Raw genomic sequence first — 25116 nt, 5'->3', positions numbered from 1 at the left:
GGTTCACTCATGCGCTTAGCGCCAATTCCCATATTTTTTCTTCAACAACTTCGGATGCCATTTATTTCGCAGGGGAAAGCTCCAGAACCACTCATGGCTCGGACGAATGCATCGAAAGCTGCCGACTCCTCTGTAATCTTATACTTTCCATATTTATTGGCATCAATAAAAATGAGCTTCTCGCCTCTATCGAACAAACTCCAACTAATGAAAAAGTAAAAACCATTGCCAGTGGGCAATTTCTAGACCAGCACTATGAAGAGTTAACCGGAAGTGGTTACGTTATCGAGTCCCTAAAATCGGCGCTTTGGTGTTTTTTCAATACCAATAGTTTTCGGGAAGCCATTCTTTTGGCAGCCAATATTGGCAACGATGCTGATACAACAGCAGCCATTTGCGGACAAATAGCCGGAGCTTACTACGGAGTTTCTGGAATACCTGAGGAATGGGCCCAGCAAATCTCTTTATCGGAAGAAATTCACACCTTGGCAGAAGATCTCTATAAGGTTGGGCTATCAGTCGCCAATGAATGGTAAAGCCGGTATAAGCCGGCTCTTGAACGCGATGTAATAAGAAGAACTCAGATAGCTGTTGCCAGCATTCCCTCCTGTGTGGGCATTTCTGCCAGTAAGCGGATGGCCTCAAAATCCTGATCGACCAACAGCTTGCCATCGCGAAATACCGGGCGAAGCTGATTGATACACTCTCTTAACTGCTGCTCGCTAATCGTTTGGTACTGGCCATCGTGAGCGCTTCCATAAAACTATATTACAAGAGTTCTACCAACCATCGTTGCGACGAAAGATCTATGGATCAATAGAAGACCTACAAAAGGATCTAGACGAATGGCTCGTATATTACAATAATGATCGAACTCATCAGGGTAAAAAGTGTTGTGGTCGCACACCGATAGCAACCTTTGAAGAGGGTAAAAGTATCTGGAAGGAGGAGCTCGTAAACTGAATTTGACCTGACAGAGCACCTTCTGAAAAACCGGTGACTGTCAGATCAAGTCTGAACTACAACAGATTAATAATTTGATATGTTTATTTATCTGTTAATTTTGAGCGTTACCGTTACCGTTACCGTTACCGCCACGAGGAGGTTCTGAAATTTCAAGTACCGTCCAATTTTTTGCTAGGAGTTGACTTTGTAAAGTTTCATTCTCATTTCTGACGTAGGCATCGGGCCCAAACCTTAGATGGTCGGGTCCAACTGGATAAACTATGAGTGCCCCCGTGTTAGCATAGGTGCTTAAAGAAGTGGCCATTTGGGTGTTTATCTTTGGCGCATTTCCATTTTGTCCATATCTAGGATCATAACGCCTTCCTTGTTCTGCAGAAAAACGGTAGGGCTGAGCATCAGTATTTAGACGATAGCCTTGATCAGCAAGCTCAGCGCTAATTGCACCTCTCAAAGAAGGGTCGTATGTAAGTAGGTTTTGATCACCAATTAATGATAATTGTTTCTGAGCCCCAGCATTGGAATAGAGTCTATCATTAACTTCAATAGGTTCTTCAACTGCTACCATCATGTCGGGAACATTTAAAATTGCAGTTGCAGTATTTTTTGCAGCTGCTCTTATATCCTGAGATTGTGCGCCATGCCTTTCTCCCATTATAAGAAGTGCACACATGTCTCCTTCATGATACATAAGTATTGGAGGTGGCATTTGAAAGTCGGCTCCAGTGTCCTCTATTTGTGCGAACGAATCGCTCATTGTGGCGACCACATAAATATTGTACTGATCTATTGCACTCCAAATTGCGCGAGCATGGGGTAATTGACTAAGTTGTGTTACTGGCATCATTAATTCCTATCTTAAAAAATTACAGAGGGTTCAATAAGCTACATTGACATAGCTAGCAGAAGTCTAGGGCTAACTAGAAAGGTTTTTTGTCTTTATGTTTCTCCTTTTTGTATACTCTTGGCATTTACTTTGTATCTTAATCCTTAGCCTGATTACATATACATTTATTTCATGGTGAACAGATCAAGCATTGGAGAAGCCGCTAACGAGAAGTGTAGAAAAAAAGATTAACCAAGCCCTCTATCCAATCAATCGTCGCCCATCTAAATTTCTGAAGATTTTTTCTAGAGAACTAGAATTATCTCAATATATAAAAATTTGGTTTCTTATAAGCGACCTTAAATCACAGCCAAATGGCCGAAATGAAATGGCTGGAAGCGGCCGATAAAAATCGCAAAATCATAATCTGGCTGCATTGCAGCAAGCTCCTTGCTGTGTTTTCTCTCCCCGGTCTCTCCAGGAAACCCCACGAGTTATTGCCCTTTAGTCACTAAAAATCAGCTGGAGCGCTATGTTAACGTTTATCACTCTTTTGATGGACCATCTCAAGAGCATACTGATAAGCTTCTCTGACATCGTCTTTTAGTGAGTTGACACCTATACCACTTAATACTTCCTTATAGCTGGTATTGGATGGATTCTGAAGCCACTTCATCATCACACTATTTTTTAACATGATATTGCTAAGTCTTTCATCCCTTAACGAGTCAGATTTTCCTTGTAAAATGTGAATTCCTTGTAGCTCTACCGCGTTTCTCACAATTTGCTTGGAAATATTACTCACATCCGGCTGAAAAGTATTTTTTGTCTGATTACTCATTATCTTCTCCTTGCCCCTTTATTTGGTCATCCATCTCAAAGCCTGTAGTTGATATATCCGAAAAGGATTTTGTCAATGCATCGTTAACTTCTCGGCAGATAGCCATGATTGACTGCTGTAGTTCTTCACCCAAGTCAACATCGGTGCCTTGACTGCTAATCAGTTTATCCAGCTGCTCTTCAAAATCCGGGGGGAGGTAACTTTCTCTTGTAGGTTTTGTATTAGGCATAAGTTGAAATCCTTAACGCATGAACATTGAAAGCAACAGCATCAAGAAACTCTGAATCACAGCCACGATCAACTGTATGTGTGCAACGATAATTATCAGCAGGAAGATGAGGTTGAATGGTTGGGTCAACCATTTCTGAAAAGCTTTCCCGGCAACTGTAGAGGTTTGTAAGGCTGTATCCCTTACATGATCGGCTGCACTTTGAACCAAAAAAGAGGAAGACATACGCTTCCCTTCTTTTGCTGCCCCCCCCTCGTCTTTCATAAAATTACAAATCAACTATTTTATTTAGCTGCTTAGTCATCAACAACATACGCTGGTTACGCGCATTGACTTGATCTTGCAGCGTAGTTTCCACAGCGCTATTGATGGAACGCTGCAAGTAAGCACTAGACATCACATCAATCAGCCTCCCCTTCCCTGCGGAGAGCTCCCTAAGCGTTGGTGTATCATCATCCTTTGCCATCTGTTCATCCTTTCAGACAGTAAATTAGAAGGTATCTTTAAATGTGCGCGCCCCAACTGCCGACATTTGCAGGATTGAATTTGCTGTTGCCTGCATTTGAGTTGCGCCGGTATGGGTAAATTCACGTACTTGTAGTTTAGATAGTGCAGACAAATCGCGCAGACCATCTAGATGAAGGCTAAGTGCTGAAGAAGTTGCCATCTGATCAACCACTTTAGTCGCCAGGCGATCTCGGAAAGTATCTCTCATAACTTGCTCCTTTTATTAAGGGGTAGCGATAAACCGCTACCCCTTGAAGGTCAAAAACCTTACTTACCGCCATCCATGATGTAATTTACGGCCTTTGCACCTGCCGCCGCCATTTGCGTCATAGCATTGGAGGTTGCTTGCATTTGTGTTGCACCTGTGTGAGTAAACTCACGAACCTGCAGCTTGGAGAGCGCAGACAGGTCACGTAGACCATCCAGATTCAGGCTTTGTGCTGAAGAACTGGTTGTCTGGTCAGACACTTTAGGGTCAACACGATCGCGATAAGGGGAAGGTTGAATACCGTCTACAGTATTGGTTTCATCAGACATAATTTTTTCCTTTCAATCAGTTAATTAATCAACCCAGTTATTGGGCTATATCACTGTACGGAAAATCCCAATCACTGATAATCGGGAAACTTTTCTCCATCAGCGATTAGATAGCTGTGCAGTATCTTTCTACCCCTCCCCTTTACTACCATTACCCAAAATAGCATTTACCGCAGTGGCGCCAGCCGCAGCCATTTGTGTCATGGCATTGGATGTGGCCTGCATCTGGGTAGAACTGGTATGAGTAAATTCACGTACCTGTAATTTGGAAAGTGCAGACAGATCGCGCAATCCATCTAGATTTAGGCTTTTCGCAGCACTTGAAGTGGTTTCATCAGATACTTTGGGGTCGAGCCGATCCCGGTAAGGCGAGGGATCAATTCCTTCCAAGTTGCTATCAGTTTCATCAGACATGTTTTTTCCTTCTCTTAGAGGGTTGCTAGGTATGTAGCCCGATCACTCTAAACCGCGATTTATAACCAGTTAATCGGGAATTGCTTCCTCCTTTTGGCTCAGCGAGACATCGATAGGCTCCAAGATTTAAACCAAGTCAAGGAGCTATCATGAAGTCATTCAATAAAAGTTGGATTTTCCTTCTCTCAGCAATGATCCTCTCAGGAGTCATTATCTATGCCTGCAAGATCCCGAAGAATCGACTCAACAGTATCCTGGCAATAGATACGTTAACTGTCGCCACACGAATGGATGGGGTGGGCTGTTATTATCATCGTGGTCAGCCTGCCGGGCTGGAATGCGATTTACTACAAGCTTATGCAGAGCACCTGGGCGTAAATATTGAATTCAAAAAAGCGTCATCGATTAAAAAAATATTAACTTTAGTGAAAGAAGGAAACGTAGATATAGCAGCTGCAGATCTTACTCACACCCGCAAACGGGAAAAACAAATAACGTTTAGTCACACATTATTTGAAACACGGGAGGTGCTCGTACAGCGCAAGAAAAAAGCTTTAGCAGTATTCAAGGATCTAAAAGGAAAAACACTCACTATTCATCAAGATAGCGCCTATCTTGATGAAATAGAGGAGAAAGCCCTATCTCAAGAAATTCCCCTGACCTATCCCGGAAGCGCAAAAAACATGACAGCAATCAGAATTGGTTTTGCGGATAAAGCAGTATCAATTCTTGAACTTATTGACGCCGTTAGCATGGGGGAAATAGATTTCACTATCGCCGATGAACATATCGTGAATGGAAGTAATGGTTACAGAAATAACTTAGATACCTCGCTGGTATTTGGGGAAAATCGAAAGGTTGCTTTTGCTTTAACTAAGGATAATGATACCTCTCTCCTAGACGACCTCAACAGTTGGCTGGAAAGTGCTGAGGCCCAGACAATACTCCAGAAATTTCTGAGCCAACCGAACAAGCTAAGAATAGGCTACCAACAAGAATATATCCTACCCAATAACACGCTAAGCCCCTGGGACAAGCTCTTTAAACGCTATGCAATTGAACCTTTCGATTGGGTATGGCTCGCCGCACAAGCATCTACAGAATCCAACTTCAGGCCTAATGCCATATCCCGCGCCGGGGCACAGGGGCTAATGCAGTTAATGCCTGAAACTGCCAATGAAATGGGAGTAAAGGATAACTTTAACCCGGCACAAAATATCCAAGGTGGCTCCAAGTACAATCTGAATCAATATCAACGTTGGATGAATTTACCGAAACGGGATGCCATGGCCTTTACTTTTGCTTCCTATAACGCAGGTGCAGGACACGTCTTAGATGCCCGCCGACTAGCACTGCAGGATGGGGTGAACCCTAACCAATGGTTCTCAACCAGCAACAGCAAAGGAGTTGAAGATTACATCGTACTCTTGCAAAAAGTAGAGTTCTACAATAGTCCAGAGGTAAAATATGGCTATTGCCGCGGCACGGAAACCCGCCATTATGTGCGCAAAATATTTCAGAGAGAAGCCGTTTATCGTTCCCAACTTGAGAGCCTTAAGAAAAACAGTGAAGCAATTCCCGATGATAATACATCACCTCGGAACCACACCATATAAGCTCTGACAATCAGATGAGGAAATGCTCATGAGGGATCAAGACTATCTGGATTTTTATTTCAACTTTGATGGTAACGTAACGCGGCGACAGTTCTGGCTGCTTTTTATAATACCGGTGCTCTGCATTCAGTTTATTACTGGGTTAATATTGGAATATGGCAATTTTAATTTTAGCGATGGAATTTGGAAAACTGCAGAAATATTTATGGCGGTAGTCAGTGTCCCGGTTCAGCTAAGCATAATCTGGGTTTCGCTAACAGTATGCAGCAAACGCCTTCGCAGTTCTGGGCTACCCCGTCGTATGTTGATCGTTGCCATACCAGGCATTGGAGCAATATGGGTTTGCGCAGAGTTATTTTTTGCCCCCAATGCAGCCAGGAATTTAAACAGCGAAAAGTTGCTAGAACCTGAAGACACCTTGTACAACAGACCTGACACTCAGTAGGAAAATAGCGCCTGGCCATCCGCTGGGCGCACTTACATCAAACATTACCATACAGTGCCACCTATCATATCCAGACAACCACCCTCCTAATTAAAAAATAATTTCAGCCAGTTTAAAAAAATTTATTTAAAAACACTGACTCCTCTAAGAAAAAACTACTAAATTCTTAGAGCAACAACACCCCACAAGCATTATTACGGTCCTACATGAAACCAATTTTTAAGACTTAAACTCTATACATCAATGTAATTCACTTACACAGCAAGTGAATTACATCACAATTCAAAAATAAATTTTTATACTCTTACTTTCTATTTATCTCTTTTAATCAAATAAAGACAAATAGAGAATCCTCATAAGCTGTAAAGTAAAGCCTGTACCGCAAAGAAGATAGGGAGCAAAGAAGCCTCAAACACCTATATAGACTTCTCTTCCAATAGAATGATAGAAGGGTATGAGGCATGTGTTTTCAACTCTTGAATGCCACCCCACACCCAATAAACTGACAACTATTCTCTAAAGTGAACATTCTCTCTCATCTTTTAGTATCGCACTACCTATAAATTACGGCTAAAGAGCATAAAGCATCAAAGGATTGACTCCTAGGAGTATGGGCAAACAATACCCCTCTGATAGTTACATCTACATGGTTTTAAGCGGCTACTAACTTTTATCAGCTCCTCTCCCAGACAATTATTTCAAGAGGGCTTGCTTCATAGAACGCCCCTTAAAAGAAGAAAAGTTCAAGTAGAGATCAACCAATGATTAATCCCACCCAACCAAGAAGTATTAAATCATTGACATTTATTGAAAATGTCAATATTCATCATTAACAACGAGCCACCATAGAATGATGAATTAAAGTATTTGGCTATCGGCTAGCAGGTCAATGCCTTTGGGCCCACATATATTTCCTAAATATCTACAAAGATCAAAAAATCAAAATTCAACCCCGGATACTGCAAACTCCGGTGTTACTTTTTCCCACAACTTGTAAATACTACCTTTCCTTTCATCATAAAATCTTTTTTCACTTTCATCCATCCCTAAAAAAATCAAAAGAGCACAAAGCCACACCATAACGCATTGGGAACCATTTCACTCTACGCCAGGGTATATCGTTAATCGTACTCTCGTTGCATGTTATATCTGACAAGGATGACAAAATGCAGCAAGGGAACCAAAACCGCTTTTATAGTGTGGAGATTGATCACAAGAAGCTACCAGATCTGATGCAAGAGCTTATCGAGCTAATTGGCTATAGCGATATGCTTATACTGATAGCTTCTTTTGGAGGGCAGGATGTTTATATCCCTAAATATCCAGAGAGAAGCAAGCTGATAGATATACTACCCATCCAATCCTTGCAAACCCTTAGTGACATCTATGGCGGTACCTATCTCACCTTACCCACATCACGACAAATCGACATTCAGGCACGTAATCGTGAGATTTTACAAGCTTTGCACTTTGGTGAATCTCGATCAGCAGTTGCCAAAAGGTTCGGGCTTGGGGTAAGGCAAGTGGCAAATATAAAAGCAACTGCTAAACACAACAATCGTCACTAAGACAAAAGTATTAAAATAGTTTTGTTTGAAATAAAAATATAAAGAGCTGCTTAACACGTTATTTCTATCTCAACAAATAACAACCCTAACTAGTAGATATGGCTTATTATATAGCGTAAAACTAAATTATTAGTCGCCTGAGTAACAGCTATTCACCAATGAAAGGAAAAGCAACAGGCTTTCTTTAACTTCAGCCTGTGCCGGTAGCCATTACTCCTTGGTTGATACATGGAGTACATGTATGCTTGCTTTCAAAAAGAAGGGAGTTAACTTCTTTGTTTAGCCTCAATGAGGCTGGGGTAGGATCCGCTGAAACATCAGATTTCCTTGAGAAGAACTCTTTAAGAGTTGCTATAGCCTGCTTGACTATTAAGGCCTGTCAATGTAGATCTTAAACCCCAGAAAATGAAGGCCATAGCATTAACATAGGTATTACATAGCACGCTCAATTAAAATACCGCTTAACCATAAAGCCTATAAATTCCAATTACATATCCTGAACAACTCCCCCCCTTAGCTATTTTTTTCACCAAAAGAGCTGCTATTCCCCCCCGTTATCTGCTATTCATTGACACCCGTCTACTCCCACAAGTCAAAAGTATTTTGGCGCCACATCAGCTAATTTCACTACCATTATCACAATCTCGATATAAGTAGAAAGCGGAAAACCTAAAAAATTTTGAGTAAACTATTCTCCTACTACTTTTAGCTGATAGGCTGAAATGGTTGATTATTTCACTATTGAATTTTTACAAAATAAAAAATAGTTCAGTATAGACTAGGTACCACTAAGAAAGAGACTCTTCATGCAATGCGTAGTGCTCATTGCACTGGGCAAATCGATATTGTTGTCAATAGCCCTATTGTTATACTGTTCGGCACACCCACCTACCCCAGGGGTCGCCTAAAGTGAGAAGGGTTTCTTTTTATACAACATTATTAGCGTTCACTTGCACAATCATCTCTGGTGTAAGCTCTGCTGATACTTTTCTTTCCCGGGGCGCGATCCCCGTGATAGACAAAATTAAGATTAGTAAGGTGACAGGCCCTATTCCATATCCATGGGGTATAGCCTTGCTCCCTGATGGCACTCTAATCATCACTCAGCGAGATGGTAAGTTACGCACCATAAGCAACAATACCCTTTCCGAAGCTATTGATTTTCCAGCGCAGGTTTTCTTTGAGGGGCAAGGAGGGCTTCTGGATGTAATTGCCAGCCCAAACTTTGACAAAGACCAGCTACTTTATTTTAGTTACGCTAGTGGCAATACTGAAAGTAACCGCCTAACTATTGGTAAAGGAAGGTGGCAAAGTGGCCAGCTGGTGGACTTTCAAGAGATATTCAAGGCAGCTCAAGGTAAAAAGAATAGTGCACATTTTGGTTCGAGATTTGCCTTTCTCCCTGACGGTACCCTGCTGGCCAGTATTGGGGACGGCGGCAATCCCCCACAGGATTTTCTCGACATCTTTGCCCGTGAGCAGGGACAAAATCTACAAACACACTTTGGCTCAATAATCCGTATTGGCCCTGATGGCTCAGTACCTGATGACAACCCCTTTGTAAATACCAAAGGCGCCCTCCCAGAGATTTGGAGTTTTGGCCACCGCAACCCTCAGGGGCTTGCTATCGACCCTGAAAGCCAGGTTATCTGGTCCTCAGAGCACGGTCCTGCAGCTGGAGACGAATTAAACCAAGTCCAAAAGGGCGCTAACTACGGTTGGCCCAGGGTGACCTTTGGTAGGGATTATCGGGATGGATCCAATATCTCTTTCAAAATTGCCAGCCCGGAATTTACCTCTCCGTTCCTTGCCTGGATTGATACCCATGCCCCCGGCGGCCTCACCATTTATACCGGCACAGCATTTCCACAGTGGCGTGGTCACCTCCTTTCCGCTGGTTTGGTCACCCAAGACCTGAGGGTAATCAATCCACAAGGGGATCCGCTGAATATTGAGAAAAGAATTGTCATCGGTGAGCGGGTTCGAGACGCTGAAATCGGAGCAGACGGCAATCTCTACATCATCACCGATGGACCCCAGGGCCATTTACTTCGTATAGAACCCGATCAGTAAGAAGCCCCCTACTCCCACACTCATTAACCCAGTAGCCATTTAATCTACTTTTCAGGGGGCATGAAGCCACCATAGAATGGCCAATAACGAAAACAACAAGGCATTCCAATATGCGTCTAGCCCAAACTTTGGCGGCGGCACTACTTGCCGCCACTTCTATCAGCTCCCAGGCAGTGACACTCATCCATAACTTTTCAGGATACCAAACCACAGATAAAGCGTTAATTCAGTTCAATGCCATGGCCTTCGACCAGGGCAAGGTGCTGGAGACTGGTAATTTTACTGAGCTGGATGGAAAGTATTTAGATGCTGAACGGATAGATGCCAAGGGCAAGACCTTATTGCCCGGCCTGATTGATGCTCACGGACATATGCTGGGCCTTGGGCAACTTAATGAGTTACTGGATCTACGCGACCACTCTCTGGAGGATTCCCTTGCGGCGATAAAACACCAAGCCGAGAGACTGGAACCAGGCCAGTGGCTGCTTGGCCGCGGTTGGAACCAAGTCACCTGGCCCGGTAAACAATTCCCCAGTCGAGAGCAACTGGACGCTCTGGAGATTGATCATCCCATCTGGTTGCGGCGGGTAGATGGCCACGCAGGCTGGGCAAACTCCAAAGCCCTGCATCTTGCCGGTATCGATAAGAGCACGCAGGCCCCTGAGGGCGGAGAGATTTTGCGGGATAGCGAAGGGGAACCCACTGGGATCTTAATTGACAACGCCATGAGCCTGCTACAACAGGCAGTACCTTCCCCCACCCTAGCCCAGGAAAAAAAGTCCCTGCAAAACGCCTTTACTACGGCGCTTTCTCTGGGATTGACCAGTGTGCACGATGCGGGTATCAACGAACAAACCCTCACTGCCTACCGAGAATTGGCCAAGGAAAACGCCATTCCTATGCGGGTTTATCCAATGTTATCGGTGGACAGCCACAACTATGTTAAGTTGCTGAAGGCTGGCCATATCGGCAGCCCAGAAACGCGACTCTATATGCGCAGCATTAAATTATCTGCCGATGGTGCCCTGGGCAGCCGTGGCGCAGCGCTTCTGGAACCCTATCACGACCGCCCACAGGAGAAGGGGTTGCTGCTCTACCCAGAGAGCAAAATGTTATCGCTACTGAAACTGGCCACGGATAACAACTTCCAGGTGAACGTACATGCGATTGGCGATAGAGCCAATCATATCGTACTCAACCATCTTGAGGCCCTGGATAAAAAGAAAAGTCAGCAAGAGTATCGCCACCGCGTAGAGCACGCACAGGTTATAGAAGTGAAGGATATTCCCCGCTTCGCACAGCTCAACCTGATTGCCTCCATGCAGCCCACCCACGCCACTAGCGACAAAAATATGGCGGGTGACCGCCTTGGTGATAAACGCCTGATCGGCGCCTACGCCTGGCAAACACTTCTCAACCAGGGCACACCAATAGCCGCTGGCTCCGACTTCCCGGTTGAACCCGCCAACCCTTTGTTTGGCCTTCATGCCGCAACCACCCGCCGCGACCGCCAGGGTAACCCTAGCAAAGGCTGGCGCACCAAAGAAGCAATGACGCTGGAGCAAGCCCTACGCGCATTTACCCTGGATGCAGCCTATGCCGGCCACCAAGAGAAAATGATTGGCAGCCTTGAAGCAGGGAAATTTGCAGACTTTATTTTATTGGATAGAAATATCTTTAAGATTGACCCTCAGGAAATCTGGAAAGTAAAAGTAATGGAGACCTGGGTTGAGGGGAAAAGGGTATACCAGAATACGTTTTTATAGGTTTGTCTACACTTCTCCTGCCCTGAGTGGTCAACGAATATCCACTGCAGGATTCGGATCCGTAAATTTAAAGCCGCGACTCTACAGATATCGTATTAAAGGGCAGATCTTAGTTCATAGTAAATAGTTACAAGGACTTGCTAGCTCCCTATTTACTTTTTCACAAACAGATCGCTCAGACTAGTCTGAGCGATCTGTTTGTGCATCGATAAGCTGCAGATTTATCAGTTTTTATCTAAAGCAAGGAAAATATGTTTCAACTTTATAGAAGAAATACTTGCACTAAGATTTATTCGATTAAATTGAAGCAATAAGGACCCTCAATCTTATCATTGCAATTAAGAGCGACTCCTTGCCGATCATTTGGAACAGTTAGATGACCCATCAACTAATATTTTTTTAACTACGCCGCTAGAATCCTCAAATACAAGCTTACAGTTTTCGTCTATACGAAGCGCGGTAACTCCTTTACCATGTGTCCCCGACCCCCAAACGGGATGATGGAATCCACCCTCTAATGAACCATAAATTACAAGGTGTCCGTCCCCCTGGAAAACCACCCTTGGAGAGTCATTAGTAGGCCTCCAATTGGGAGAAGTCCATACTCTTTTTTCACACACATAGTAGTTCAATTCCCCACCACTAAATTCAAGGCGAGCCTTATTAGTGGTTAGCAGAGTTTCACCATTGTAAAAATTTGTATGTTCTGCTGGCAGGCTATCTGATACTGGCAATTCAGATTGGCCGCAAAAAGCCTGTGTGGTAGTAGTGGTAGCTTGATTGTCCCCCACAGTCAATGCTAACCACACTTTTACCGGTGGACGGTAGGGATCGCTAGGCCCCCTCTCAGAAATGGCAAAACTCTTGATTGCATTATCAAAACCATTCGAAATGGTATTATATGTTCCTCCGTAGAAAAATTGTGGAATCCCACCTTGATCTTCTTCAGTCCATGCTGTTATGTAACAGCAACTCGGAACCACCAGAGAGCTTATTCGGTCATGCCAGTCTTCACTCAAATTTATGGTTCCTCCAAAACTACCCTCAACATTGATGACCTTTGACTCGCCAGTCTTATGCTGGTTGTCATAAACAATCAGAGAAGTACTATCGGGAAACAATTCCGTAATTGCATTTATTAATTGCTGATTTTCATAGGCGTTTCTCGGATACGCAAAGTGATATCCCTCATTAAATTCATTCTGACAGGTCGTCTCGCCTGTATTAAATGTGTTCTCCCCAGCTGTAATCCTCCAGGTATTCCCATCTGTACAAGCAAATCGCGCCTTTTCAGATGTATTACCACTGACATTCCAGCCAGAATTGAGGTAAACACCATCAGAAGCAATAGCCCTCAAGTAACTATCACCAGTTGCATTTCCTCTCATTAGCGGATCCCAACTCCAAACCATTGCGGCAAGGTCATTGTACTCTCCACCAATATGGTCAAGATTAACTAGATTAGCTTGGTTACTTCTGTGAATATTTTGGATTTTATCGAAGTCAAAATCCTTAAAACTCTCCCATGGGTTCTGGGGAGGAATAAAATCATTAGCAATTGATTCTGCACTCCTACCAATATGCCCCAAGCCAGTAAACAGCATGTTATTTAATGTACCGTTAACACTAACATCACGATCTTTATAAATAACCACGCGTTTGCCTTGAGCCAAAACATTTTGCGGAGTTAAATTCTTCGGAATACTACCAATGCCATTGCTTTTATAGATATAATCTCCAATCGTATTGTTAATTGTATCCAACAGCTCAGCACTTGCGTTATCACTATAACCTACATTATTATTTCTATCTTCCAAGTAGATAATAACAACTTGATTCTTAAAAGACGGGTTATCAAGAAAGTTTTTTACTTCTAAAAGGCCATCGCTCAAACTCTGATCAACAGTCCCACAAACTGCATGGCATAGTCGAATTCCACTCCTTTCGTAACTCAAATCAAGTTCAATGAATTGAGCCCCCATTCGCAACTGATCATATATACTGATACCCTGGTTAGGCCATGGGTAATTATGAGAGTAAGTATTGTAAGTATTGTGCGACCCCCAAAAACTTTGCTGCGAAAATGGAGTCTTTAAATTGAAATCTCTTTGTAATCTCAATTTTTTATAGGTATCTGATACTATAAAAGTATCCACATCAATAGGATCATAGAATTCAGCATTTGCAGCCAGAGAAAGAGCTAGCAAGGGAAAGTAAATTATTTTTTTCATTTTATTCGGCTTTATATTAATCTAAAAAAAATTTTTATTTCAATCACAAAATATTGTCGCCATTTACAAACACTTTTCAACCATGCCAAATAAGAATATGTAAGATCCTCAAAAAATTCACAACATTAGGGAGCTTATTTACATATTCTCGCCCAGCGTGCTAAAATACGATGCGAATAAATACCTTAGTTAGCCACCTTGGAAACATTAATGATGTGTCACGCCACAACATAACAATAAGCGTCAACATTTAACCGCAAGTGACATGCAAGTAAGAAGTGCGATGTAATTATGATGATTTCGGACTTAAAATAATGACACGAAAGACCTGAGCTTATTTCCTTTCATCTAACCATGTTGACCTTCAGTGGATCTGAGCGCTCATACTAGCTTTGTGCTGCACTCAAATGGCAAAACAAACTACTATCCAAGTCAAAAAATTGCCCTTAGCAACATTTACTCTATTTAAGATTAATTCTAGCAATTCATTTTCTAAAAAAAGTTATTTGAGAACAAAATTCTTAGCATCAACTTTGATGCGCGACACTACATACGCAGTATTAAATTATCTACCGATGGCGCCCTGGGCAGGCGTGGCAAGGCGCTTCTGGAATACTATCACGACTACTGATAGGAGAAAGGGTTGCAGCTCGACCCAGAGAGAAAACTGTTATCGCTACTAAAGCTGGCCATTGATAACAATTTTCAGGCAAACGAACATGAAATTGGCTGTAGAGCCAACCACATCGTACTCAGGGTTCTTGAGACCCTGGATAAAAAGAAAAGTCAGTAAGGATATCGCCAGCGCAGGTGGTTCAGGTGGAGATATTATCCGCTTCCTGCAGCTCCCCCCTGATTGCCTCCATACAATAGTAACCCGTCTTGACCACCTGAGTACCCCCACTAGAGGCTGGCGTACCATAGAAGTAATGGCTCTGAGACTTTTTATATGCATTTTCCCTGAATGCAGCCTATGCCAGCCATCAGGAAGAGATCATGGCGACCTACCGCCCAGAAAGTTTTCCGATTTTATCTTTCGAGTTATGAATTGTTGAAATTGACTCACAAGAAATCTGGCAGATATAGGTTTTGCAAACTTGGATTGAAGGAGAGAAAGAATCTCAGCAATAATTATAATTAGCTAAGAGTTATATTCTCTGCATAAATCCCCAGATACTTGTCTAAACTCATACTAAAAGTATGTGATCTGGAGCTCCAGCGACCCCAATTATATCTATAATGTTCCATTAAAAGCGAATCTATAGCTTTTCAGTAACAAACTCTCCGAACAAAGAGTTTTACACCAAAACAATCTTTAAATGGATGAAAAATGAATATAAGGTCAAGAGATCAACTTATCGACTTCGTAGACAAAGGAAATAAAGTTAAGTATGTCTTTTTTTGGGGGCATCAAGAAATAGATAACCAGATCTCAAAGAGCTGTCTTAGCCAGTGGTATGACACCAAATTCGAGGAAGATGGGTATCACTTTATTACCGCTGAACACTACATGATGTACCACAAGGCCAAACTTTTTAAGGACCACAAGGCCTGTGAAAAGATTCTAACCTCAGATCACCCAGGTAAAGCCAAGGAATTAGGCCGGCAGGTTGTTGGTTTTAACCATGATATCTGGATAAAAAAACGATTTGAGATTGTCGTTAATGGTAACCTTGCTAAGTTTTCCCAAAATAATGACCTGAAGAGATTTCTGCTCAATACAAAGGATAGGATTCTGGTGGAGGCTAGCCCCGTTGATAAAATTTGGGGGGTAGGTCAAGCGCAGGATAGCTCGACAATACAAGACCCAAGAAGCTGGGCAGGCCTTAACCTTATGGGCTTTGCACTTATGGAAGTGAGAGATCAACTGAGCTTTAACCCCTCCTAGGATGAAGCCCTAAGTAGTTTCAACCAATATCGCCAATAAAATATGACCCAACCTTCCCTAAATAGCTTTCACTGAATCAAGCACACACACAAAATATTGCACTTGATCAATTTTTTAAAAGCAAAGCAGGCAATGGGTTGATTTAAATTTAAATCAACCCATCACCCAAAATCAATAAATTACCTAGCCGTTAATAATCAACACTTAACCAGAGATTTTCAAAATCAGTGTAGCCATAAACGGTGACATACCAGGCACCTGCTTGGGGCGCATTCACATTTATAGACTCATGACTGGTCCAGTTTTCTGAAGTGAAATCCGCGTTGCTCACAGAAGCCTCCTCACCGTACTTTATATACAAATCTGCATCACCAAGAGAAGCGATAAATGAAGTCCCGGTGGCAATAGAGAGTTTGGCTACGCCCTCTGGCACTTGAACTTTAAAAGTGAGCGCATCACCCGCTTTGCCATCCAAGTCGGCGATGGTCTCGCCAGCTACGAGAAACTCTTCTGGGGTAGACGTTTTGAAGGAGCCCATTAAAGTGACTTGCTCAAAATCCGCATAGCCCAATAGCATAATATGCCACACACCCGCTTTCGGATTAGCAATTGAAGCAGTTTCGTCATTACCACTTATATAGGGACGATAGTCGTAGACAGATTCCGTTGGCTTCTCACCAAAACGCACATAGAGATCTGCATCACCACTGCCGCCATTCATGGCAAACTGTAGATCTTTAGCATTTTGGGGAACGTTCATAGTGAAATACAAGGCCTCCCCCTTGCTGGCAGCCAACCCACCTATTTCCTGAAGGTTGACTAGCTGGTTGCCAGGCTCACCTCCCAAATCCAGAGTCGCGGTTAGATCCACGCCTTCAAATGAACGCTCTACCGGTGTGAGCAATACATGCCAACGGCCTGACTGAGGCGAGATGATCTGTATGTTTTCGATATTACCGGCATTTTCAGACTTGTAGTCAAAATCTGTGGTATCGGGTAGGCGGTTATGAGCCACATATACATTCATCTCACCGCCTATTTCCGACTCTTCTGTTTGAATAGTCAGTTTTTGAGCATTTTCAGGGACATCAATGTGAAATAGCTTGCCATCTTTCCCCCGTAAGTCGACCCTTGGTTTGCCAGAAATAAGTGTTCGCTCCGCCTCTTCATCACAAATAAATGTTTCACCACCCTTAACCGGGCTGTATTGGATATTACCGCCCTCGATCACACCATTGATAAAAGTGAGCATTTCACAGGAATAAACATCCAATAAATTATTGGTGAAATCTACCTCTTTTAGGAAAGGCTTATCCATTACCCACTCAAATTGAACGGAATCCAAATGGTTGCCAGAGAAATTCATAGACTCCAAACGCTTGGGTAACTCAGGAACCTCGGTTAGATTTTCACTGGCAACAGTAAGATGTTTTAGATATCGAAAAAGATGTATACCTTGCAAAGATTGAATTTCACCGTTTCCAGGGGTATGAATTTTCTCAACCTTCGCCGCCTCTAAACTACTGATTTCACCATTATTATCTGCATCAAAGTAAGCAAGCAAATAAGATTTAAATGCCGGATCAGGAATGTTGATATTCACTGCATCATAGTGAAAAGCCGCCCCTACCTGATCACCAGCTCCGAGGTCAACGCGTTGCCCTACAATGCCATCATATTTCTCATAGCCTTTTTTGGGGACAATTGTCGCACCCCCATTAGCACTATATGCGCGGGAGGGATAGTGCATGACTGACAGGAAGTCGTATTCGCTGTAGTTGTGTGATTGGCGAACATCAAAATTGTAGATATACGCTGGCTTTATATTGTCTTCCAGGATCATCACATATTGATCCCGATCAGAACGCTGCTGCTCATGTCTCATGCCGATGGCATGACCCAGCTCATGAACAATAATATATTTCATACTCCAGTCTTTCATACTGAAAAACTGCCCGCCACCAGACATTCCAACCATAGATCGATTTTCACTGCCATTTCGCACGTAGATATAATTGGTTTGGTCTTTGCGCAATTTAAAATGTAAATCTGCGACCTCTTCCCAAACCTTGGTAGCATCAACGAATCGCTGGCGGTTTTCTTCTGTTACGTCTTCATGAAAATCATAATAGACAACACCTTCAGGCCACTTATTTGCTGACAACTCAAAGGCTGACATTATACTGACCTGCCCGGATTCCTGTGGAACCAGCTCCAGCATATCCCCAGTTAACTGATAGAGTTTGCCATCAACCATCACCTTCCTTGAGGAGAATTGCTCTTCCAGTTGTGCAAATTCATTCTCGGTAAAGTTTGGAATGCTATTAGCCACTGCCTGGCCTGATGCCAGTGTCAATTGACTTAATAAGGCCAAGCTTGTGGTAACCCCCAGCACTGCACCGGTTAACTTTTTCATTTTCATGTTCCTTCTCTGAAAATTCACGGATTTGTAACCTAATCTGGTGTTTAAGATTTTGAAAGGCGACAAAACCAATTGATATAAGTCAAAATAATAAAATATCAATGGGCATGTCGACGCGGGCAAGAATACAGCCGTTGAAATTTAAGGTCGATAGGATATTTATTGCTAATTTATAAGCACAAGGGCAGAAAAGAGAAGAACACTTCAACAAGCAACCTAATATTTTTAGTTAAATTTTTTTAACAAATAACAAAACAAAAAAACAACGACCAATCAGAAATGGAACATAAGAACCAGCTATCTGATTCCGCTAAAAATAGAGGGCAGCAGATATAGCTAGGGACTTACTTTTATAAATGAAGACCTTGCCCAGTATTGAAAATTCGTCCTAGAAATAACTTCTGGGTATCTACTTACCAGCCAATGAGGGGATCACGAGACCAATATTGAATAGGAAATTTTTACAATGCAGATTGCATATGCCGCAAACATATGGTTAATAAATTTTTATTCTCGAGCACTTCTTAACTCAAAGACCACTTAAACAAAAAAAGCCGCATCCAAAGATGCGGCTTTTTCATGAACAATTTATTAAATCAATAAACTAGTTCTTGGAGGCAACCGTACTCTCTTTCTTCTCCGGGATCGGGAAGCCACGATCGCGCATCAACGCTTCGATATTGGCATCACGACCACGGAAAGCACGATAAGCATCAGCGGGGTCTACAGCATTACGCGGTGCAAACAGGTGTTTCACCAACTTGGCTGCTACCTCTTTGTCGTAGAAGCCACCTTTAGACTCGGAGAAGGCCTCAGAGGCGTCGGAAGTCAGCACGTCGGCCCACATGTAACCATAGTAGCTAGCTGCATAACCTTCACCAGAGAAGATATGGCCAAAGTGCGGGGTGCGGTGACGCATGACCAGCTCTTTCGGCATGCCAAGCTTGTCCAGAGTTTCACGCTCAAACTTATCTGGGTCGATACCTTCTGGATCAGCAGTGTGGAACTTCATATCAATCAGCGCAGAGGCCAAGTACTCAGTGGTGGCAAAACCAGAGTTGAACTTGGCGGCTTTCTTAATCTTCTTCACCAGATCCGCAGGAATAGGCTCACCAGTCTTGTAGTGCACCAGATAGTTATCGATAACCGCATCGGTAGACAACCAGCGCTCCAGCAGCTGGGATTGGAACTCGGTGTAGTCGCGAACACCGCTGTTCAGGGTCGGGTAAGTCACGTTGGAAGCAAGGAAGTGCAGCGCGTGGCCAAACTCGTGGAAGAAGGTTTCGGCATCGTCCCAGCTCACCAGCACAGGCTCACCTGGCGCGCCCTTGATAAAGTTGGAGTTGTTAGAAGACAGGACGTTCTTCTTGCCATCAAAGGTGGAGTGGTCACGATACATGGTTGCCCAAGCACCGGAACGCTTGCCAGCACGGGCGAATGGGTCCAGGTACCAGAGGCCGATATGGTCGCCACTGGTCTTGTCAGTGACTTCCCAGACTTTAACATCTTCGTGGAATACCGGTACGGAACCTTCTTTCACCGGGGTGAATTTGAAGTTGAACAACTCACCAGCCACGTAGAACATGGCTTCACGCAGGTTATCTAGCTGCAGGTACTGCTTCACTTCATCGGAGTTCAGGTCGTACTTGGCCTTGCGAACCTTCTCGGCGTAGTAACGATAGTCCCAGGGCTCAATAGTGATATTGGCTTTCTCGGCATCCGCCACCGCCTGCATATCAGCTACTTCTTCTTTCACGCGGGCAACTGCTGCGGGCCATACCGCTTCCATCAGGTCCATGGCCCGCTCAGGATTTTTAGCCATACGGTCTTGCAGGCGCCATTCAGCGTAGTTATCGAAGCCCTGCAGGCCTACGCGCTCATCTCGCAGCTTCAGGATTTCAGCGATGATGGCGTTGTTATCGTGCTCATCGCCATTGTCCCCACGGCTGTAGTAGTTGGTCCATACTTGCTTGCGCAGCTCGCGATCATCGGAGTAAGTCAGGAATGGATCCATAGAGGAGCGGGAATTGGTTATTGCGTACTTACCCTTCTCGCCCTTCTCTTCCGCCAGTGCTGCCGCCGCTGCAACGAAGGATTCCGGCAGGCCGCTCAACTGATCTTTGCCCAGGAAGATATCGTAGCCTTCCTCATCTGCCAGTACATTGTTGGAGAACTTGGTATAAAGTTCAGCCAGGCGCTTGTTGATTTCCGCATAGCGCTCCTTGGCCTTACCTTCCAGGGTCGCACCATTGGTAGAGAACTGGGTATAGATCAGCTCAACCACACGCTTCTGTTCAGCATCCAGGTCCATCGCGTTGCGCTGGTCGTAGATCGCCTTGATGCGCTTAAACAAGTCTTTGTTCTGATAAATTTTGGACTCGTAATCAGCCCAGATTGGTGCCAGCTCTTGTTGAACTTTGCGGAACTCTGGTGAAGACATATTCGCAGCCCAGATTCCATAGTAAGCCGTTGCGCGGCTTAGCTCGGCGCCACTGCGCTCCATCGGCACAATGGTGTTAGCAAAGGTTGGTTCAGCGGAATCTGAAGCGATCGCACCTAGCTCGGTAAGGCTTATCTCAATACCTTTTTCAATTGCGGGCTTGAGATCTTCCAGCTTCATCTTGTCAAACGCAGGTACACCACCAAAGGGACCAGTCCACTCTGCCAGCAGCATGTTACTGGCGTGCTCTGGAGTTACAGCCATGGACTCTTCGGCTTTCACAGTGTCTTTAGCTACCTCAGCCTGTTTTGCCTTTTCACCACAACCGCCCACAACCGCCAGGGATGCGGCTACGGCTAGTGCGATCATTGTCTGACGCATTTGCTATCTCCTCGTAAAAAAGGGTCTTTTAATAGTTTTAAGAGCGGGATTCTACCCTCTCTTGGCCTATGCCGGCCAATTCTACCGTCTCAGCAGTCTGAAACTGCGGCTAAGTGAGTGATTTGTGCGACAACCTCCCCCTTTGGACTACCGGCGCCACCATGGACATAAAGAGTATACCTTATCTTGATAACGATTTATTAAGTGATTTCATTTGAACTTATAAATCATTCGAATAATTAGCCAATGTGGCTCATTTAGCCTCTCAATAAAGCAAATTGGGCGATCTCAATACAGATGCTGCTGCCCAAGAAAATCTACAGAACACCAAGTAGACAACAGTGGCACGCCCTCTAAAATATTGAGGTATCACTGCCGGAAGAAATATTGTCCGTATAAATACGAAAATTAAGGAATTTAAGACTCAAATTTAATGGCAGGCCTCTTTTCTTAGCCTATTTCTATTGGCTCTATAGCTTAGGACCTTGGTGAACGTCAAAATCTATACGTCCTTTTTCCAACAAGCCAGCATTGCCATTGGCGGAACACATTCAGAGCTTTCCAAATCTCCACACCAATTACCCACATTCTTCCCGAGTTCAACAAACTTCTTTAGAGATAGATTACTTTCAATTGCCGCCATCAAAATATCTGACAAGGTGTGATGAAAATTATAATTTTCTTTAGCCTGATATTTTCTACCATCCAAATAGCCCAAACCTTGATCATCCTTTTGCGGCTCGCGATTGAAATAAGACATGGCAATGTGTGAGGGATTACCTTCCTCATACATATTTAGAACCGGATGTATTTCTTCCATTAAAAGATAACCACCCGACTTCAGCAAGGAAGTACAAATTCTCATAAACTGCTTTAGATCCGGCATCCAATTAAGTACGCCAATAGTGATAACCGCAAAGTCAAAACGGCCGATATACTCATCAGGCAACTCATAGATGTTAGAGCATACGATTTCTACATCCGAACACCTTGAGGCATTTACCAAAAGCCGAGCTTGATCGACAAAAGCTTGGGATCCATCAATCCCCACACAGAGCCCGGCACCTTTCTTTTTGATGGAGATTAAATCTTTCGCATTATTGCAGCAAATTTGAACCACTGACTTTCCGGAAAGATCAAACCCATCCAACATGCTATCAAAGTCTTGTTCTAAGGCATTAAAATTAGACTCGGAGACTTTCTCAAGTAGCCGCTTGCTGAATTCCCAGTGAACAGGTCCAGCCTCATCCCAGGAGGCCAAGGATTTACTGACAAAAAAATCTGTATTTTCTTTCATGGAACACCTCTTTAGCACCCAGCTTATATTTTAATAAACTTGACTGATCCATTCTGAGACATTACAACGCCCTTACCCTGAAAATGAAATGAAAGATCTCTTTGGAGCGCTCCTAAATGCACCTTATATACCTCCCCAGTTTTTAGCAATGGTCCACTGAGCCCTCCCCAACTAACCATTATTTTACCACCCTCAATATAGAGTTTTTGCTCCGGCCAGCCATTACTATTCACATAGATACCAAGCAAGTTTCCTGGAAAATTTTCGGCACTGACAACCAATGCAGGATCTGGCGCTTCCAATAGCTCGCCTCGGACAGACTTCTTCAGCCGCTTAATCTCCTGCTCAAACAGCGTATCTCTATTTGCTTTATTTAAAATTGAGTTATAAGTATAATTAGCCATTACATGGGGTAACATATAAGCCGCATCCTGATTGGTGAATGCAATTACACCAATCTCTCTTTTTGGTATAAATGATACATGGATGCTATATCCACCATAATTTCCAAACCGAGTTAAAAGAGTCTCTTCATTATACTCTGCCAGATCCCACCCCAAGGTGTAGCCTGTTCTCTTATAGGTGAAATAGGTTTTTGATTGATCTACCTGCTTTTCATGAAGCTCATCAAAAATATTAATCTTAGATACATTTGACCTATCTTTACTTATATTTACCTGAAGCCATGTCACCAAATCACTTACAGTAGAAACCAAGCCTCCTGAGGGGTGCATCGTTTGATCAGACTTGAAATGTCCTGAAGTAAAGATATTACCATCACTGGAGGTGATAATAGATGGAAGAAAATTATCCATTTTGGATACCTTATTCGTAGTCGAATTCATATCCAGAGGCTCAGTTATATACTTCTCTATAAGCTCTCCCCAAGCTTTTCCAGTGACATTCTCTGCAATCATCGACGCGACTATCGGGCCCGTATTTGAATACCTAAAGTTGTAATCTGGCGCTATAAGTAGATTCTCACTTAATGAATGTACCAGCTCCTCTTGACCGGAATAACCAAAAAAAGCTGACTTGAAGGTATGTTGAACACTTGTAAATCCAGACGTATGGGTAAGTAAATCCCTAACACTGATTTTATTGGTGTCAACTTTTCCCTCAAGCCCCAGCTAGAGCTTATAAGATGATATGGGTTTATCTAAATCTAACTTGCCCGAGTTATGCAGGATAGCCATCAAAGTACTGGTAAAAGACTTTGTGTGACTTGCGATTAAGAAAGGCGTGTTCTCTGTAACTTGAGGGCCACCTTCAGAATAGGCATAAAAGAAATCAAGCCCGTTCTTATCAACTACCGCAACAAAATGTGAGCCAATTAAGCGGTTGCTATTAGACAGCTCTTCCAGAGCTGATTTTATTTCTTTTCCAACATTATCATCTATGGCATAACAGTTACTAACGACAATCAAAGCCATTGTGATACTAATGAGAAGCCTTTTTATCATATCTAAAATTCTTTTTTAAATGAGCTCAAACCTGGAAAAGTTCACTGGTAACGGATTCAAACACTAATTTCACCTTTGAAACAAGCAGCAACTATGCAAAATACGATAAATAGAATGTATATATAGGTATTTCGCAAAAAATACAATTAAACCATATCGGCTTTAAAGAACACTCTTGCCCCGGACTCACAGTTGCCCCCCCAAGTACAACCACAATTTACGTTACCGCTCATTATTATCCAAACACCCTTCACAGGCCTAAATTTCTCTTTAAGGCTAAGTATCTAACTTCAGATCCAGGAGTAAAATTTGTATACTTGCTACTGTAGAAGCAGGATTTAAGACCATGGCTCCGCTGAGTGATCTCCCAAGAAAGAAAAGCGCAGAACCCGATCGCAAGTTTATTGAAGCCCTCGCCCGAGGACTGGATGTTCTGCGGGCATTTCAGCCCGGTGATGGCTTTCTGGGTAACCTTGAAATCGCCCAACGCACAGGCTTGCCTCGCTCCAGTATTTCACGGTTAACCTATACTCTGACAAAATTAGGCTATTTGACCTACTCAGACCGACTGGAAAAGTACCAATTAGGTAGCGGCGTACTAGCGCTGGGTTACTCTTTCGTCTCTAATCTGGCTATTCGGCAGGTTGCCAAACCCCTAATGCAAGACCTTGCAAACTCCACAGGAACTGCTGTAGGGCTGTCTGACCGTGATCGACTCGACATGATATTTGTCGAGTTTTGTGCAGCCGCTAATGTTACGACTTTTCGCTACGAAATAGGTAACCGTGTTTCTTTAGCTACCAGTGGTTCAGGAAGGGCTTTCCTGGCAGCGCTACCTCAAGAGGAGCGCGAGTACTTTTATGGGCACCTGGAGAAAAGAAATAGCGAGCGCTGGCCTAAAATCAAGGTTGGAATTGAAGAAGCGGTAGCAAGCTATAAGCAGCGCGGCTTTTGTAGCTCCTTTGGCGACTGGAACCGCGATGTTAATGGTATTGCTGTCCCCCTACAATTAAGCCAGGGGCGCATTTATACATTTAATGCGGGCGGACCTGCTTACCGCCTGAGTCCAGAATTCCTGGAAGAAGAAGTCGCCCCCTTATTGAAAAATATGGTCGGCAATATAGAGGCCATGCTGATCCGCTACTAGATAGCTTAACCCCAGGTTAGTAGCGCAATGCGACCAACCTGGGGGATAACTCATCACCTCAC

21 protein-coding genes and 2 pseudogenes are annotated in these 25116 nt (G+C 43.5%); 10 read left to right on the top strand and 13 right to left on the bottom strand.

Going from position 1 to position 25116, the window contains the following annotated elements:
- Positions 1 to 32: 32 nt before the first annotated feature.
- Together ACJJJA_RS22375 and ACJJJA_RS09940 are read left to right on the top strand one after the other, a co-directional pair.
- Positions 33 to 536 carry an ADP-ribosylglycohydrolase family protein gene (locus ACJJJA_RS22375; protein ID WP_507021856.1) on the top strand — a complete coding sequence of 168 codons (504 nt, stop codon included), beginning with the start codon at positions 33 to 35 and terminating at the stop codon, positions 534 to 536.
- A gap of 211 nt (positions 537 to 747) precedes the next feature.
- Positions 748 to 963, top strand: a pseudogene (locus tag ACJJJA_RS09940) (integrase core domain-containing protein); the annotation flags it as partial.
- Between the two features lie 94 nt (positions 964 to 1057).
- Here ACJJJA_RS09940 and ACJJJA_RS09935 read toward each other — a convergent pair.
- From ACJJJA_RS09935 to ACJJJA_RS09900, 8 genes are all read right to left on the bottom strand, one after another.
- Entirely contained in the window at positions 1058 to 1810 is a 753-nt protein-coding gene (locus tag ACJJJA_RS09935) for a hypothetical protein (protein WP_444904458.1), read from the bottom strand.
- A 514-nt stretch (positions 1811 to 2324) separates the two neighbouring features.
- Entirely contained in the window at positions 2325 to 2630 is a 306-nt protein-coding gene (locus ACJJJA_RS09930; protein ID WP_444888692.1) for a hypothetical protein, read from the bottom strand.
- Entirely contained in the window at positions 2623 to 2859 is a 237-nt protein-coding gene (locus ACJJJA_RS09925; RefSeq protein ID WP_444885327.1) for a hypothetical protein, read from the bottom strand. Before ACJJJA_RS09925 ends, ACJJJA_RS09930 begins: the two co-directional genes overlap by 8 nt.
- Positions 2860 to 2871: 12 nt before the next feature.
- Entirely contained in the window at positions 2872 to 3123 is a 252-nt protein-coding gene (locus ACJJJA_RS09920) for a hypothetical protein (protein WP_252085482.1), read from the bottom strand.
- 4 nt (positions 3124 to 3127) lie between these two features.
- On the bottom strand, positions 3128 to 3325 hold the full coding sequence (locus tag ACJJJA_RS09915) for a hypothetical protein (protein WP_152453974.1): 198 nt from the start codon (positions 3323 to 3325) through the stop codon (positions 3128 to 3130).
- A 24-nt stretch (positions 3326 to 3349) separates the two neighbouring features.
- Complete coding sequence (locus tag ACJJJA_RS09910; protein ID WP_444888690.1) at positions 3350 to 3574, bottom strand: hypothetical protein; 225 nt, start codon at positions 3572 to 3574, stop codon at positions 3350 to 3352.
- Between the two features lie 59 nt (positions 3575 to 3633).
- Positions 3634 to 3903 carry a hypothetical protein gene (locus ACJJJA_RS09905; RefSeq protein ID WP_152453976.1) on the bottom strand — a complete coding sequence of 90 codons (270 nt, stop codon included), beginning with the start codon at positions 3901 to 3903 and terminating at the stop codon, positions 3634 to 3636.
- Positions 3904 to 4032: 129 nt separating this feature from the next.
- A complete protein-coding gene (locus tag ACJJJA_RS09900) occupies positions 4033 to 4317 on the bottom strand; it encodes a hypothetical protein (RefSeq protein ID WP_444904457.1) in 285 nt (94 codons plus the stop codon).
- Between the two features lie 149 nt (positions 4318 to 4466).
- Here ACJJJA_RS09900 and ACJJJA_RS09895 point away from each other — a divergent pair, with 149 nt between their 5' ends.
- The 5 genes from ACJJJA_RS09895 (at position 4467) to ACJJJA_RS09875 (ending at position 11785) form a co-directional block, all read left to right on the top strand.
- Positions 4467 to 5933 (top strand): MltF family protein, encoded by a 1467-nt coding sequence (locus tag ACJJJA_RS09895; RefSeq protein ID WP_444904456.1) that lies wholly within the window; start codon positions 4467 to 4469, stop codon positions 5931 to 5933.
- Between the two features lie 28 nt (positions 5934 to 5961).
- A complete protein-coding gene (locus ACJJJA_RS09890) occupies positions 5962 to 6378 on the top strand; it encodes a DUF805 domain-containing protein (protein ID WP_444888688.1) in 417 nt (138 codons plus the stop codon).
- 1166 nt (positions 6379 to 7544) lie between these two features.
- Positions 7545 to 7946 (top strand): hypothetical protein, encoded by a 402-nt coding sequence (locus ACJJJA_RS09885; RefSeq protein WP_444885330.1) that lies wholly within the window; start codon positions 7545 to 7547, stop codon positions 7944 to 7946.
- 1011 nt (positions 7947 to 8957) lie between these two features.
- Positions 8958 to 10019: a PQQ-dependent sugar dehydrogenase gene (locus ACJJJA_RS09880; RefSeq protein WP_444885331.1), complete on the top strand. Its 1062-nt coding sequence runs from the start codon at positions 8958 to 8960 to the stop codon at positions 10017 to 10019.
- 110 nt (positions 10020 to 10129) lie between these two features.
- A complete protein-coding gene (locus tag ACJJJA_RS09875; RefSeq protein WP_444904455.1) occupies positions 10130 to 11785 on the top strand; it encodes an amidohydrolase in 1656 nt (551 codons plus the stop codon).
- Positions 11786 to 12144: 359 nt separating this feature from the next.
- Here ACJJJA_RS09875 and ACJJJA_RS09870 read toward each other — a convergent pair whose 3' ends face one another.
- Entirely contained in the window at positions 12145 to 14016 is a 1872-nt protein-coding gene (locus ACJJJA_RS09870) for a phosphatidylinositol-specific phospholipase C domain-containing protein (RefSeq protein ID WP_444904454.1), read from the bottom strand.
- Positions 14017 to 14659: 643 nt separating this feature from the next.
- Between ACJJJA_RS09870 and ACJJJA_RS09865 the strand changes: the two genes are divergently transcribed.
- Both ACJJJA_RS09865 and ybiA read left to right on the top strand, forming a co-directional pair.
- The gene (locus ACJJJA_RS09865; RefSeq protein ID WP_444904453.1) at positions 14660 to 14809 is read left to right on the top strand and encodes a hypothetical protein; all 150 of its coding nucleotides are present in this window, start codon (positions 14660 to 14662) and stop codon (positions 14807 to 14809) included.
- A gap of 537 nt (positions 14810 to 15346) precedes the next feature.
- Entirely contained in the window at positions 15347 to 15904 is a 558-nt protein-coding gene (gene ybiA / locus ACJJJA_RS09860) for a riboflavin biosynthesis intermediates N-glycosidase (protein ID WP_444904452.1), read from the top strand.
- A 190-nt stretch (positions 15905 to 16094) separates the two neighbouring features.
- On the opposite strand, the gene ACJJJA_RS09855 is transcribed toward ybiA, so the two are convergent.
- From ACJJJA_RS09855 to ACJJJA_RS09840, 4 genes and pseudogenes are all read right to left on the bottom strand, one after another.
- Complete coding sequence (locus tag ACJJJA_RS09855) at positions 16095 to 18320, bottom strand: M12 family metallopeptidase (protein ID WP_444904451.1); 2226 nt, start codon at positions 18318 to 18320, stop codon at positions 16095 to 16097.
- Positions 18321 to 18930: 610 nt separating this feature from the next.
- A complete protein-coding gene (locus ACJJJA_RS09850; RefSeq protein WP_444904450.1) occupies positions 18931 to 21147 on the bottom strand; it encodes a M3 family metallopeptidase in 2217 nt (738 codons plus the stop codon).
- A 502-nt stretch (positions 21148 to 21649) separates the two neighbouring features.
- On the bottom strand, positions 21650 to 22444 hold the full coding sequence (locus tag ACJJJA_RS09845; RefSeq protein ID WP_444904449.1) for a class I SAM-dependent methyltransferase: 795 nt from the start codon (positions 22442 to 22444) through the stop codon (positions 21650 to 21652).
- Between the two features lie 23 nt (positions 22445 to 22467).
- Positions 22468 to 23877, bottom strand: a pseudogene (locus ACJJJA_RS09840) (serine hydrolase domain-containing protein).
- Positions 23878 to 24253: 376 nt separating this feature from the next.
- On the opposite strand from ACJJJA_RS09840, the gene ACJJJA_RS09835 reads away from it, so the two are divergent.
- Positions 24254 to 25054 (top strand): IclR family transcriptional regulator, encoded by an 801-nt coding sequence (locus ACJJJA_RS09835; protein WP_444885339.1) that lies wholly within the window; start codon positions 24254 to 24256, stop codon positions 25052 to 25054.
- Positions 25055 to 25116: the final 62 nt, after the last annotated feature.

This window comes from Microbulbifer mixtoriginis (SeqCode) (assembly GCF_052466865.1).
This window is presented reverse-complemented; position numbering and strand designations above follow the sequence as displayed.